Below are 13,969 nucleotides of genomic sequence, written 5' to 3'. Positions count from 1 at the left end.
GCTAATAGAACGCATAGTCATCTTATACCGTAATCTTTAATGATATCTTGATGCCAAGTCATCATACTATAAGGCATTAATCTTCGTTTCCAAAGGCTATTCCTTAGTATAAGGTAGATTCTATACGCGTTACGCACCCGTGCGCCGGTCGTCAGCAATAGCAAGCTACTCTGTTACCCCTCGACTTGCATGTGTTAAGCCTGCCGCTAGCGTTCATCCTGAGCCAGGATCAAACTCTTCATCGTTAAATTTTTAAGTGTTTCCACTAATATGCTTAACAACCAAAGAAATTAAATTAGTACTCGAATGGTTTATTCTCTTGTTTGTCTATAACCGTTTCCAGTTATAAACTTACGCTGTCAATTCAATATGTGTATGAACTTGTTTCTTATCTTGTATTTGCTAACTAAAATTTAATTTACTTAGCGGGCTGCAAATGTAAAACCCTTTTTAATTCTGTGCAATGTTTTTTGATTAAAAATTAAAAACTTTTTTCTCTTTTTAAACACCGATATTTCACTGAACTTTTTTGCTCTTAACGTTGACGTTTTAAGCGGCTGCAAACTTACAACCTTTATTTAATATAAAAAGACTTTTTTGAATCTTTTTTATATTATTTTATTTCGTCTTTGTAATGAACTTCGCTTTATACCTTGTCGTTGTGACTGCGGCGCTAAGCGGCTGCAAATGTACAACTGTTTTTTACTTACACAAGCTTTATTTTAATGTTTATTATTATTCTTTTTTAGACTCGGTTTTAACAACTACTAATCAAGGAGTTGAAGTGCTGTTTTATTTGTGATTTTATTACTCACTTTGTCCTTATTATATATACCCTGATTTCTGGTTCTTTTACTCACTTTATTGGTTTTGTGAAACTGCTGTATTATAATTACTTTATTATTGTGTTAAGAATAGTTTACATAGATCACGCGTTAGGGATTGAAACGTCATCCTTTTTGCTTTTTCAGTAAAAAGATATAGTGAAAAGCCCGACCTTTAGGTAACGCCCAAAATATTTAATAAATATTATATGTGTTGTTTTATTGAAATAAATATTAAACCATACGCCTAGGAATATGGAAGGTTTTACTTAAACCATATATAATTTTGGACCGTAAAAAAACATACTTACAAAATAAATAATTTTTTTTGTAACAAAATATACTCTTTATACGTATAAACACTGATAGCAAAATATTCACGTCCATTTTCGGGCACAAATTATAACTTATTTAGATGAGACAACTTAAAATTACCAAGCAGGTTACCAACCGTGAGACCGCATCGTTAGATAAATATCTACAAGAAATTGGAAAAGTTGACTTAATTACCGCAGATGAAGAAGTTGAATTAGCACAACGTATTAAGGCTGGCGATCAAATCGCACTTGAGAAATTGACTAAGGCTAACTTACGTTTCGTTGTATCGGTAGCTAAGCAATACCAAAACCAAGGTTTAACATTACCAGATTTAATTAATGAGGGTAACTTGGGTTTAATTAAGGCGGCACAACGTTTTGATGAAACACGTGGTTTTAAATTTATCTCTTATGCTGTATGGTGGATTAGACAATCTATCTTACAAGCTTTAGCTGAACAGTCTCGTATTGTACGTTTACCATTAAACAAGATTGGTTCTATTAATAAAATAAACAAAACTTTTGCTTTCTTAGAGCAAGCACATGAGCGCCCACCAAGTGCTGAAGAGATTGCTAAGGAATTAGACATGACTATTAATGACGTTAAGGAATCTATGAAGAATTCTGGACGTCACGTAAGTATGGATGCTCCTTTAGTTGAAGGTGAAGATTCTAACCTTTATGATGTATTAAATTCTGGTGAGTCTCCAAATCCTGATCGTGAGCTTTTACATGAGTCTTTACGTACTGAGATTGAACGTGCTCTTGAAACACTAACGCCTCGTGAGGCTGATGTAATTAGATTATACTTTGGTTTAGGAAACCAACACCCAATGACATTAGAAGAAATTGGTGAAACTTTTGACTTAACACGTGAACGTGTAAGACAAATTAAAGAAAAAGCTATTAGAAGATTGAAACATACTTCTAGAAGTAAAATATTAAAAACTTACTTAGGATAAACCTAAGTTACGTTAACAAACAGTTATTCATAACTGTTCGTTTTTTGATTGATGAAGAACCCAGAGCTGATTACTCTGGGTTCACTCATTTTACATCTTATTTGATTATTTTAAATTACTATATTTAAACATGCTTAAAACTATTTGCTACACAAGTGAAGTGAATTCTTCTTTAAAACTCATGGAGTTGGAGGCTTTATTTAACCAAACTCAATCTAAAAATAATATCCATAACATTAATGGTGTTTTGGTTAAAAGAAACAATTTGTTTTTTCAAGTAATAGAAGGTAATCCTATTATAATTGACACTTTATATGAGCAAATAAAAAAAGACTCCAGGCATTCTAACATTATTGAGTTTTTAAACAAACCTATTACTAAGCTTAGTTTTAAATCTTTTAAAATTGGATATTCTGTTGTTAAAGACATAGATGCTCTTTATAGTTTACAAAGTTATGTTTTAGAATTAGAGAAAAATAACAATAAAAACAGTGCTCTGTTTTTACAAATAATTGAAGACCTACTTAGCGACAAATAATAAAAAGCATTAGCTTTGTGCGAACAACACAAAACTAAATAAAATGTCTACTAAATTAATTGCACCTTCAATGCTTGCTGCCGATTTTGGCAACTTACAACGTGATACAGAAATGGTTAATAATAGTGATGCCGATTGGTTTCATATTGACGTAATGGATGGTCACTTTGTTCCAAATATATCTTACGGAATGCCAGTAATTGCAGCTATTAAAAAACACGCTACAAAACCTCTAGATGTTCATTTAATGATTGAAAAACCTGAGCGTTACATTGAAGAATTTGCTAAGGTTGGTGCAGACATTATTACTGTTCACCACGAATCTACTGTACATTTACACAGAACACTAAGACAAATAAAGGATGCAGGTTGTAAAGCTGGTATTGTTTTAAATCTAACTACACCTATTTCGGTTTTAGAAGATATTCTTCCAGAATGCTATATGGTATTATTAATGTCTATTAATCCTGGTTTTGGCGGTCAAAAATTTGAAGAAATCACTTACCAGCGCGTGAAGAAATTGCGTAAAATGATAGATGAGCAAGGTCTTGATACAAAAATTGAAATTGATGGTGGTGTTACAGATAAAAACATTGAGAAATTAGTGGAAGCTGGCGCTGATGTTTTTGTTGCAGGAAGCCATGTTTTTAAAAGCAGTAATCAGCCAGAAACAATAAAGAATTTAAAAGACTTAGCTAATAAATAATAGCCATTATTTACCAAACGGTAACTGAGCTAAATCTACATTACCTCCTGATAATATTACACCAATTTTTTTATTTAAAAATTGGTGTTTTTGTTTTATAACAGCTGCTAATGCTGCTGCACTTGATGGCTCTACAACAATTTTTAATCGTTGATAAATTAATTGCATTGCTGAAATTATTTCAGCGTCCTCTACTCTAATAATTTGTTTTACTTGTTGTTGAATTATCGGAAAATTTATATCTCCTAATTCTGTTCTTAATCCATCTGCAATGGTATTTGTAGTACTATTACTTTCTATTTTACCACTGAGTAAAGATCTGTAAGCATCGTCTGCCTCCATTGGCTCTGCTCCAACAACCTCACATTTACCTCCAAAGTATTGAGCTGCTAATGCTGTACCTGCAATTAATCCACCACCACCAACTGGTGCAATTATATAATCTAAATTATTATAATCTTCTAACAATTCTATTGCTGCAGTACTGTTTCCTATAATAACGTTTAAATTATTAGATGGATGAATAAAAGTTGCACCTTTTTTTCTACAATATCATTAGCTGTATTCCCCCTAGCTTCTATTGTAGATTCACATTCCGTAATACTACCACCATAACCCAAAACAGCATTTTTTTTTACTTGTGGCGCATTTTCTGGCATAACAATGTATGCTTTTACACCTAAGCTTTTTGCCGCTAAAGAAACCGCCTGAGCAAAATTACCTGAAGAATGTGTTACCACACCTTTTTCTAGTTGAGCTTCGGTAAGTTGCATAATGGCATTTGTTGCTCCTCTCATTTTAAAGGCTCCCATTTTTTGAAAATTCTCGCATTTAAAAAACAACTCTCCTCCTACTATATTATTTAATAATTGCGAGCTTAAAACTGCTGTTTTATGAATGTATGGTTTTATAAGCTTACTTGTTTTGGAAAGTGTTTCTTTATTCATAGTTTTATTTAAGAGTTATATCAAGTATAAGTTTTATGAAAATTTTTAGAGTATTCCTAAAATTTAACCGCAGTTAATAGTTTGCAAAATTATAGTTAAGCATTTGTTGAACATATTTATATACTTTTGGAAAATGTGCTTTAAATTCTTCAGGAGTTTCAAAAAAACACTCTACTAATACTGAAATAAATTCGAAATGATTAGTAAAAGCATATGCTCTAAAATATTTAGTACTTATAAGCTTAGCTCTAACATCTGGATTTTGCTGAAGAAAATCTGTTAAATCTAAAAATCTATTTTTAAATAAATACGCACTAATATCATTCTCTTTTAAACTATTAAAATGCAAAGCATGAGCGACCTCATGAATACCAAGATTTAAATTATCGTTTCCAATATTATAACCTTCTGTAAAATCTTCCCAAGACAAGACTAAGCTTCTTAACTTGGGATTATACTCGCCTTTATGATTTTGTTGACTTTGCTTAGAGTAGTACTGAGATGGATATATTATTATAAAATCGAGTGTATTAATTAAATACTTTCTAAAACCAAAAGTTAACATTACTGCAGTTGCAGAAACCAACACTTTTATCTCGTCTGTTATTTCTACACCTTCTCTCCCGACAAATTTCTTGTCGCGAATAAAACAAACCATGCGATGATGGAAATTACTTTTTTCCTTTTTGGTTAATTTATTATAAAAATCGAACTGATCTTCTAAAATATTAATTTGATCTTTATTTAATTTTCTTTTAAATAAATGATTAAAAACATAAAATGGCTTTAATTTTTTCCTTGCGTAGACTTGCTCTAAAAATTTAAAGAAATGATAACCAGTTACAGTTGCAATACCAATATAAAATATTAATAAAAATACTTCTGATTGTATTTCTGCAGACTCTTGTAACACATAGAAAAATAATAAATTCATTTAATAAAAATATTAAAACGAATAAAAAACACTACTATTATTCTACAAAAAAGAACAATAATTAATCTAGTGCAATTACGTTATTTAAAGAAAGCATCACTGAGTTTTAAAGCAGCTGGCCATTTCTTATTCCTACTTACTTTAAAATCTTTTATAGCATTAGAATTGTCATTTAACTTTAAATAAGATACTCCTCTACTATATTCTGGTCTTCCGTTACCTAAATACTTATCGTCAATTACCTTTGTAAAATAAGGAATAGCTTCTTTATAATTTTTTGTTAGATTCTCAAGTAAACCTAATTTAAAATGTGTTGGCAAGTTATTTGGCTCTAATTCTAAAACTTTCAAGAATTCAATTCTAGCATTAGCATACTCTTTCTTATCAAAATAACTATTACCTTCTTTAAAATACTTAGTCATTTCGTCTATAACATCTTTACCCAATTTACTTGCGATAGCGTCAGATTTAGATTTCTTAGACATGATTTTATCAAGTTCACTTTTAAAGTTTAAAAGCTCTTTGTCGTAGGGATAACTTTCTAACGCGTAATTAACTTTACTTAAAGCTAAAGAATCATCTCTATAATATATTCTTATATCATTACACATGTGCAACCAACCAGTAATATTTTTAGGTCTTACATTAAAATGTCTATCGTACAAGTTAAACAATGCCACTGTATCTTTACGTTTCTTATAAATATCTTTAAGAATAAAGAAATTAGATTCTACACTTGGTACTGCATCAAAAACTTCTTTAGAATAAGCAAATGCACTATCTTCTTTCTTAAGAACATTATAAGTCATAGCTTTTAGAGTTCGTGGCCACATATCGTTCTCTATTCTAGCAATAGATGTATCTAAATATTTTAATGCGATATCGTACTCTTTATCATTAATAGCAAACATTGCTTTAATATCGTCGTTTGTAGTTCCTATTTGGTTTACATAAGGATAGTCCGGCAACATACTAATTACTTGTTTGTAGGAGTATTTAAATTTTTGAGTAAAGGCATCTTTAGTTTTTAACTCCTTCATTAATGTGAATTGCACTTTTGATGCCCTATAATCCCTAAAAAGATTAAAGCTATTTAATAACATTAGAAAAACTATAGAGAATCCTATTAATTTATTTCTTTTTGAAATTTCAGTCTTACCAGTAACTTGATCTTCTGTATGTGAAAGACCTAAAATAATTGCAAGAACTAATGCAAATACAACTTGAATTGGAGCTCTATCGTGAGGAAAGTTAAAAAAGGCATCTATAGCATACCCTATTAGGGCTAAAGAAATGACTACAACGAAGAACTTTTCAGAATTGGTTTTCAAATTCTTAAAGTAAATAATTAGTAGTATAAAGCCTAATACATAAACACTTAAATACAAAATAAATCCTACTATACCTGTTTCAGCTAAAGCTTGCAGGAAATCATTATGTACATGAGTAGAAAATATAATTTGTTTATTACTTCGTTTTATAGCAAGATCACTTTTTGAATTATGTCTATAATTACCTACTCCAACACCTATAACAGGTGATTTTTTAAAATCTTTAATAGCAGAATTCCAGATTCCCAATCTTCCGTTACCATCAACTAAGTTTGCTTTACCTTTTGGGTTATACAAATCTTTCTCTGCTTTAGTAGCAAACAAGTTTTCGTATGAGTTAAACTTTCCTTCATGTATCTTATTTATAGACAAAGAAAACCCAAAAGCAACAAATGCCGCAATTACTAATGGCAAGACAATAGAAACGCTTTTGTTGATAGAATATTCTGAAATTAGAAAATAAGCTACCGAAAAGATTGTCAACATTATAGCCATAATTAATGCTGCTGTCCTAGCTCCAATTAAAAACAGACCTGTTATTACAAAAAAGATAACTATTAAGGTAAGTGCTTTTTTTAAACCTTTTAACTGCTGAAAAACATACAATACAAATGGCAACTTAATTACTAATGCACTGGCAAGGATATTTCTATTACCATAACGATGCGGAATATTCTGTAATAACTCAGCCGTTCTTAATTCACTAGAATTAGATAAAAAATAATAGACAACTTCAAAAGATTCTATAAATAAAAAGACACTTATCAAGATGCTTATTCCTAAAAAGCTAAACAGTTTTTTATCTCTAAAAACTATATACAAATTAAAAACACTAAATATAAAAGTGACTATTCTTGATATATAAACTAGGCTTTCATCAATAATTATTGACTGCGTCATGGATAAACAAGACACTATAAATGTTAAAAATTGAATACCAAAAAATAACTTCACATACTTAGTAAAAGAAAAGGACAAGTATCCCGGCACAAATAAGTAATACGAAAAGACTACGACATTTAGTATCCCTATGTAAAACCATTGTGTTGCTGCGAAATCGAAGGCACCTAAAGAAGGTACAAACATTGTTATTAAGTATAAAAAAATAATAGCATAATTTGCATTACTAGTTTTCTTTAAAAGCCTTTTCATTCTATTAGATTATAAATTACCAAAACAAATTACAAAATGAAATTAATTGAACAAAGTTCTAACCAATTTAATTAAATAACCTCTTTATTTTCTATTTGTGACCGTGATAGGAGTCGAACCTACAACCGTTGGAGCCGAAATCCAGTGCTCTATCCAATTGAGCTACACAGCCTTTTAGTATTACTTAAGACAATTTACTTTTTACAATTGTAGAAATTGTTTTACCATCTGCTCTTCCTGCAACAGCTTGATTAACTATGCCCATTACTTTTCCCATATCCTTCATGCCTTCTGCTCCAGTTTTTGCAATTGCATCTTCTACAAGTTTCCCAACAGCTTCTTCACTCATAGCCTCTGGTAAAAACTGAGAGATTACTTCTGCTTCTTCTAATTCTGGAGTAGCTAAATCTTCTCTTCCTTGCTCTAAAAAAATAGCTGCACTATCCTTACGTTGCTTTACTTGTTTTTGTAATATTTTAAGTTCTTGTTCTTCTGTTAATTCTTCTTTAGCACCACTTTCGGTTTGAGCTAACAATATTGCAGATTTAACCGCTCTTAAAGCTGTTAAGGCAACAGTGTTTTTGCTTTTCATTGCCTCTTTTAAGGCTGTCATTATATTTGCTGATAAACTCATGTTATATATGTTTTTAGGTTACGAAGATAGGAAAAAGTATGAAGCTTAATAAAGCCTCTGCATTTAAAAAATAAAACCCAAAACGTGAAGGTCGTTTTGGGTTTAAAAGAATAAAATATAGTATTTATACTATTATTAAATAGTGTTTAATCTACATTATCATGTAAAAATGAATTATTATTTCTTAATTGAATATCATCATTATCATCTATACTTAATGTTGTTTTAGACACGGTGCTTTCTGATGACGAATGTCTCGCTTCATCCAAACTTAAACCTTGACGTTTATAAGCTGGAATTTTCTCAATATCATCTATTTTAGCAGCATTAAATTTATGATTAAAAGACTTCATTTTTGATCTTCTATCATCTGCTCTTTCTTTTAAAATATCGGAAATAGAACTGTTCATTGGATCTAGATCCTCTTCAGAAGTTTCTACTTCCTCTTGAGTAATTACTTTCTTTTCGAAAACAATCTCTTCATCTACAACTTCTTCAACTTTAACTTCTTGCTTTTTTGTATTGAAAGACATAACAGGCTCTGCATAATCCTCAAGAGCGTGTCTCACTTCTTCGTTATTACTAACTTCGGTAGCTGGAATTAATTCTACGTGATCTGTTACTTCAATTTCATTTAAATCGAAAATTATATTCTGCTCTGTTTCTAACTCAACCTCTACACTTTCCTCCTTGATAGGCATGTCGAAACTTAACGTTATTTGCTTTTCATCTTCTTCCTCTTCAGATTCACTTGCAATAAAATTGTTTGCATTATTATTAGTTGAAGTAATAACAAATTCTTCTTCAGTATTAAAGGTTGCTACAACTTCATCATAAACAACATCGATATTTTTGATAACTTCCGAAGTAGGAATCAATCCTAAAGCTTCTAAAGAAACACTTCTTTGTTTATTTACCAAATTCATCTCCATTACACTTAAAGGATCTTCGGTATCATCATCTAAATTTAAAGTATGTTTTACAACTTTTGGTGGTTCTGGTTTTGGTATTATAACCTCTGGCGCAACTACCGCTGGAGCTGCATCATTTGATGTTAAATTCTTTTCTATACTTTGATCTTCCTCTAAAGCATGAATAACTTTTTTCGTTTCTGTATTAGAAATCTCATCTTGCTGTTCTATATTAAAACCAGTTGCTATAATTGTTACAGCAATAGACTCCTCTAAAGACTCATCTTCACCAACACCCATAATAATGTTAGCGCCATGTCCTGCTTCTACTTGAATATGGTCGTTAATTTCACCAATCTCATCAATAGTAATCTCCTGAGAACCAGAAACGATTAGCAACAATACGTTTTTAGCTCCAGTAATTTTATTATCGTTTAATAATGGTGAATCTAATGCTTTAGAAATTGCTTCGAATGCACGGTTTTGCCCTGAAGAAGTAGAAGAACCCATAATTGCGGTACCACTATTACTTAATACAGTTTTGGCATCACGTAAATCAATGTTTTGCATATAGTGATGTGTAATCACCTCTGCAATACCACGAGAAGCTGTCGCTAAGACTTCGTCTGCCTTTGAGAATCCGGCTTTAAAACCAAGATTACCATAAACCTCTCTTAATTTATTATTATTAATCACAATTAAAGAATCTACCTCATTACGAAGTTTTTCAATTCCTATTTGTGCTTGTTCGTTACGCATTTTTCCTTCAAACTGGAAAGGCATAGTTACAATACCTACAGTTAAAATGTCCATTTCTTTGGCCATTTTAGCAATAATTGGTGCTGCTCCTGTTCCAGTTCCACCTCCCATTCCTGCTGTAATAAATACCATTTTAGTATTTGTTCCTAGCATTTGCTGGATGTCTGAAAAACTTTCTACAGCAGATTGCATCCCAACATCTGGGTTTGCACCTGCTCCTAATCCTTCAGTTAAATTAACTCCTAATTGGATTTTGTTTGGTACACCACTATTTTGAAGTGCTTGCGCATCTGTATTACAGATAACAAAATCTACTCCTTTAATACCTTGTTGAAACATGTGGTTAATAGCGTTGCTACCACCTCCACCAACACCAATAACCTTGATGACGTTAGATTGATTTTTAGGTAAATCAAAGGCGATACTTTCGAATTCTTTGTTGCTCATAAAATTCTATTTATTTGGATCAATTTTTAGACGCTGTATACAGCGTCTCTTTAATATTTTTATTATTCAGCGTTGTCTAAAAAATCTTTAACACGCTCTGTTAACGCATCTAAAAAAGAGCGCTTTGGTTTTACTACTGGTTCTATTATTTCTTCTTCTTCCTCTTCTTCTATTTCATTTTCTATTACTTCTTCTGCTTTTACACGATCTTGACGTTTTAAACCATCCATTACTAAACCAACAGCTGTTGCAAACAATGGACTCGTAATAGCATCATCACTATCTCCTGCTAAATGCTCGTTTGGATAACCTACTCTTGTATCCATTCCTGTTATATATTCAACTAATTGTTTTAGGTGTTTTAATTGTGCACCTCCACCAGTTAAAACAATACCAGCTATTAGCTTCTTTTTCTGTTCTTCGTGACCGTAATTTTTTATTTCTACGTATACCTGTTCAACTATCTCAACTACTCTTGCGTGAATAATTTTAGATAGATTTTTAAGTGTTATTTCTTTTGGCTCTCTACCTCTTAATCCAGGAATAGAAACAATTTCATTATCTTTATTCTCACCTGGCCAAGCAGAACCAAACTTAATTTTTAATAACTCTGCTTGCTTCTCGATTATAGAACAACCTTCTTTTATATCTTCGGTTATTACGTTACCTCCAAAAGGAATTACAGCTGTATGCCTAATAATTCCATCTCTAAAAATGGCTAAATCTGTTGTTCCTCCTCCTATATCGATTAAAGCAACACCTGCTTCTTTTTCTTCTTGACTTAACACTGCATTTGCAGATGCCAATGGCTCAAGTGTAATACCTTCTAATTCTAAACCTGCGCTTTTTACACAACGTCCGATATTTCTAATTGAAGACACTTGACCAACAACAACGTGAAAATTAGCTTCTAATCTCCCACCATACATTCCAATAGGCTCTTTTATCTCAGCTTGCCCATCTACTTTATACTCTTGCGGCAATACATGAATAATCTCTTCTCCAGGTAACATAACAAGTTTATGCACTTGATTAATTAAACGCTCGATATCATCTTCATCAATTACCGTTTCAGAATCTGCTCTTGTAATATAATCACTATGCTGTAAACTACGAATATGCTGTCCTGCAATACCCACTGTAACACCTTCTATTTTTGTAGCTGCTGCTGCTTCCGCTTCTTGAACAGCTAATTGAATAGATTGAATTGTTTGCGTAATATTATTTACAACACCACGATGTATACCTAAACTTTTAGACTTACCAATGCCTAAAATTTCAACCTTACCATATTCATTTTTACGACCAATCATAGCCACAATTTTTGTGGTTCCTAGGTCTAATCCAACTGCTAAATTCTGTTCCATAGTTTATACTTTAGTGCAAACAACCTGATTTTCAAATTGCAAATTCACTTTACTATATTTATCTAAACTTTTATCTTTAATTGCTTTTTTAAAAAAAGCTTTAAGATTGTTTACTTTTTTATCTAAATGCTCAAGTTTTCCAAATTGTACAATAAAATTACATCGCCTTAATTTTAAATTGATAGACATGTCTTTATTTTGAATTATCTCGACAACATTTTTCTTCATAAATTCATCACGCTCTATTCTGCTTGCAATAGCAAAAACATTGCTTAAGTTTTTCTTCGACACTTCGCCAGTAACCATCGGCACTCGCGCAGTGAAATTAGATGACAAAGGCATGTAACCACCTTTACTATCCAAATAGTAAGAGTCTGATTTTAAAACTCTTGCAATAGGTTCTTTTTGTTTGATTTTCGCTGAAAAGTCGCCGTTTACGTTTAAATAAATCTGGGCTTTTTCAATCATTGCGTTAGCATTCAGGGCAGATTCTAAAGCATGTAAATCTAAAGTTTCTTTAGGCACACTCGCAAGTGGTTGCTGATTTTGTATTAACAATTTACTAACAGTAGCATGCGTAATAAAAGGCTTCTGCTCTTCTACAAACTCAATAGTTGTTTTAGCAACTTTTCTGTTGCCATTTCTAGCTGAAGAAAAAGCAAACAAAAACACGACCACACTAAGCAGCACAACACCTTTTATGTAGTTCCAATTAACTTTCATGAACCAAAGCTTTTTTTATTTTATGCACTTCTACACCTATATCTCCAGCACCTATTGTAAGAATAATTCTAGCCTTACTTTCTTTTATTTTCTGAATAATCTCAGACTTCTCTATCAATTCTTTATTAGGATTCTCTATTTTATCTAATAACCAACTAGACGTCACGCCTTTAATTGGCAATTCTCTTGCTGGATAAATGTCCAACAAAAGTACTTCATTAAATTGCGAAAGACTACTAGCAAACTCTGCTGCAAAATCTTTAGTCCTCGAGAATAAGTGTGGTTGAAAAATAGCCAACACTTCATCATTAGGATACATTTCTCGCACCGCTTGATGCACTGCATTTATTTCTTCGGGATGATGCGCATAATCATCTATAAAAACAAGATCATCCGTTTTTATTTGATACGTAAAACGTCGCTTTACACCTTTATAAGATATCAATGCTTTAATAAGCTCACTTGCTGGCACACCATACTCTAAAGCCATTGCTAAAGCAATTAATGCATTAGACAAATTGTGCCTACCCGGCAGATTAAATTGAACTCCCTTAAGTAATGCACTTGGTGTTTTAACATCAAACACATAAACACCATTTTCTATTTTTATATTTTGAGCCGAATAATCCGCATCATCCTCAATACCATAAGTAATTCCTTTTAAAGGCAAACCATTTTTAACAAATAGCTTTCCATTTGGCTTTAATTTTTTTGAGAAATCTTCGAAAGTTTTAATTAGCTCTGAAGCATCTCCATAAATATCCAAATGATCTGCATCCATAGATGTTATGCAAGCCAAATTTGGTGACAAAGTTAAAAAAGAACGATCAAATTCGTCTGCTTCTACAACACTTACCTCATTACCATTTAATATTAAATTAGAATTATAATTCTCACTAATACCACCTAAAAAAGCAGTTAACGGAACATCACACTCCATCATAATATGACCAAGAATACTTGTAGTTGTAGTCTTTCCATGAGTTCCAGCTACCGCTAAACAAAAAGTGTTTTCTGTAATGAGACCTAAAATCTCCGATCGCTTAAAAACCTTAAACCCATTATTTTTAAAATAATTAAGTTGCTTATTATCCTTTGGGATTGCAGGCGTATAAACAACTAGTGTTTTTTCTGAATCTAAAAATAAACTTTCAATAACATCAACAGTATCGTTAACAGTCACACCAATACCTATGTCTTCTAAGGCATTTGTAATGTCTGTTTTCGTTTTATCGTAGCCCGCGACTTGCTTATTAGCGGCTTTGAAATAACGAGCAATAGCACTCATCCCAATACCTCCAATACCTACAAAGTAGATGTTATTTATGTTGTTTAAATTCATGTTTTTATTTTTGTTATTCAGAGCAAAGCGAAGCATCTATAATTTGAGATTCTTCAGTCGTTCCTTCTTCTGAAT

10 protein-coding genes, 1 tRNA gene, 1 rRNA gene and 1 pseudogene are annotated in these 13,969 nt (G+C 31.7%); 3 read left to right on the top strand and 10 right to left on the bottom strand.

The window, feature by feature from the left end:
• A 16S ribosomal RNA gene (locus tag ASC41_RS05465) occupies positions 1 to 245 on the bottom strand; the annotation flags it as partial.
• Between the two features lie 994 nt (positions 246 to 1,239).
• On the opposite strand from ASC41_RS05465, the gene ASC41_RS05460 reads away from it, so the two are divergent.
• From ASC41_RS05460 to rpe, 3 genes are all read left to right on the top strand, one after another.
• A complete protein-coding gene (locus tag ASC41_RS05460) occupies positions 1,240 to 2,103 on the top strand; it encodes a sigma-70 family RNA polymerase sigma factor (RefSeq protein WP_055435630.1) in 864 nt (287 codons plus the stop codon).
• 130 nt (positions 2,104 to 2,233) lie between these two features.
• Entirely contained in the window at positions 2,234 to 2,641 is a 408-nt protein-coding gene (locus ASC41_RS05455; RefSeq protein ID WP_083477149.1) for a BLUF domain-containing protein, read from the top strand.
• Between the two features lie 43 nt (positions 2,642 to 2,684).
• The gene (rpe, locus tag ASC41_RS05450; RefSeq protein WP_055435628.1) at positions 2,685 to 3,347 is read left to right on the top strand and encodes a ribulose-phosphate 3-epimerase; all 663 of its coding nucleotides are present in this window, start codon (positions 2,685 to 2,687) and stop codon (positions 3,345 to 3,347) included.
• Positions 3,348 to 3,353: 6 nt separating this feature from the next.
• Here the strand turns inward: rpe and ASC41_RS05445 are convergent.
• The 9 genes and pseudogenes from ASC41_RS05445 to murC all read right to left on the bottom strand — a co-directional run bounded on the left by ASC41_RS05445 (position 3,354) and on the right by murC (position 13,894).
• Positions 3,354 to 4,294 (bottom strand): annotated as a pseudogene (locus ASC41_RS05445) (pyridoxal-phosphate dependent enzyme).
• 73 nt (positions 4,295 to 4,367) lie between these two features.
• Complete coding sequence (locus ASC41_RS05440) at positions 4,368 to 5,228, bottom strand: zinc-dependent peptidase (protein WP_055435627.1); 861 nt, start codon at positions 5,226 to 5,228, stop codon at positions 4,368 to 4,370.
• A gap of 80 nt (positions 5,229 to 5,308) precedes the next feature.
• Complete coding sequence (locus tag ASC41_RS05435) at positions 5,309 to 7,711, bottom strand: O-antigen ligase family protein (protein WP_055435626.1); 2,403 nt, start codon at positions 7,709 to 7,711, stop codon at positions 5,309 to 5,311.
• A 98-nt stretch (positions 7,712 to 7,809) separates the two neighbouring features.
• Positions 7,810 to 7,883: transfer RNA gene (locus tag ASC41_RS05430), tRNA-Arg, on the bottom strand.
• A gap of 12 nt (positions 7,884 to 7,895) precedes the next feature.
• Entirely contained in the window at positions 7,896 to 8,345 is a 450-nt protein-coding gene (locus ASC41_RS05425) for a GatB/YqeY domain-containing protein (protein ID WP_055435625.1), read from the bottom strand.
• Positions 8,346 to 8,491: 146 nt separating this feature from the next.
• Entirely contained in the window at positions 8,492 to 10,462 is a 1,971-nt protein-coding gene (gene ftsZ / locus ASC41_RS05420; protein WP_055435624.1) for a cell division protein FtsZ, read from the bottom strand.
• A gap of 62 nt (positions 10,463 to 10,524) precedes the next feature.
• Positions 10,525 to 11,829 carry a cell division protein FtsA gene (gene ftsA, locus ASC41_RS05415; protein ID WP_055435623.1) on the bottom strand — a complete coding sequence of 435 codons (1,305 nt, stop codon included), beginning with the start codon at positions 11,827 to 11,829 and terminating at the stop codon, positions 10,525 to 10,527.
• 3 nt (positions 11,830 to 11,832) lie between these two features.
• A complete protein-coding gene (locus ASC41_RS05410) occupies positions 11,833 to 12,552 on the bottom strand; it encodes a cell division protein FtsQ/DivIB (protein WP_055435622.1) in 720 nt (239 codons plus the stop codon).
• Positions 12,542 to 13,894 carry a UDP-N-acetylmuramate--L-alanine ligase gene (gene murC / locus ASC41_RS05405; protein WP_055435621.1) on the bottom strand — a complete coding sequence of 451 codons (1,353 nt, stop codon included), beginning with the start codon at positions 13,892 to 13,894 and terminating at the stop codon, positions 12,542 to 12,544. Before murC ends, ASC41_RS05410 begins: the two co-directional genes overlap by 11 nt.
• Positions 13,895 to 13,969: the final 75 nt, after the last annotated feature.

It is taken from the genome of Lacinutrix algicola (assembly GCF_001418085.1).
Lineage (GTDB): Bacteria > Bacteroidota > Bacteroidia > Flavobacteriales > Flavobacteriaceae > Lacinutrix > Lacinutrix algicola.
This window is presented reverse-complemented; position numbering and strand designations above follow the sequence as displayed.

Bases quoted from the DNA above. Each gene is read 5' to 3' on its own strand.
- rpe (WP_055435628.1), top strand. From the start codon at position 2,685: ATGTCTACTAAATTAATTGCACCTTCAATGCTTGCTGCCGATTTTGGC.
- ASC41_RS05440 (WP_055435627.1), bottom strand. From the start codon at position 5,228: ATGAATTTATTATTTTTCTATGTGTTACAAGAGTCTGCAGAAATACAA.
- ASC41_RS05460 (WP_055435630.1), top strand. From the start codon at position 1,240: ATGAGACAACTTAAAATTACCAAGCAGGTTACCAACCGTGAGACCGCA.
- murC (WP_055435621.1), bottom strand. From the start codon at position 13,894: ATGAATTTAAACAACATAAATAACATCTACTTTGTAGGTATTGGAGGT.
- ftsZ (WP_055435624.1), bottom strand. From the start codon at position 10,462: ATGAGCAACAAAGAATTCGAAAGTATCGCCTTTGATTTACCTAAAAAT.
- ASC41_RS05425 (WP_055435625.1), bottom strand. From the start codon at position 8,345: ATGAGTTTATCAGCAAATATAATGACAGCCTTAAAAGAGGCAATGAAA.
- ftsA (WP_055435623.1), bottom strand. From the start codon at position 11,829: ATGGAACAGAATTTAGCAGTTGGATTAGACCTAGGAACCACAAAAATT.
- ASC41_RS05410 (WP_055435622.1), bottom strand. From the start codon at position 12,552: ATGAAAGTTAATTGGAACTACATAAAAGGTGTTGTGCTGCTTAGTGTG.
- ASC41_RS05455 (WP_083477149.1), top strand. From the start codon at position 2,234: ATGCTTAAAACTATTTGCTACACAAGTGAAGTGAATTCTTCTTTAAAA.
- ASC41_RS05435 (WP_055435626.1), bottom strand. From the start codon at position 7,711: ATGAAAAGGCTTTTAAAGAAAACTAGTAATGCAAATTATGCTATTATT.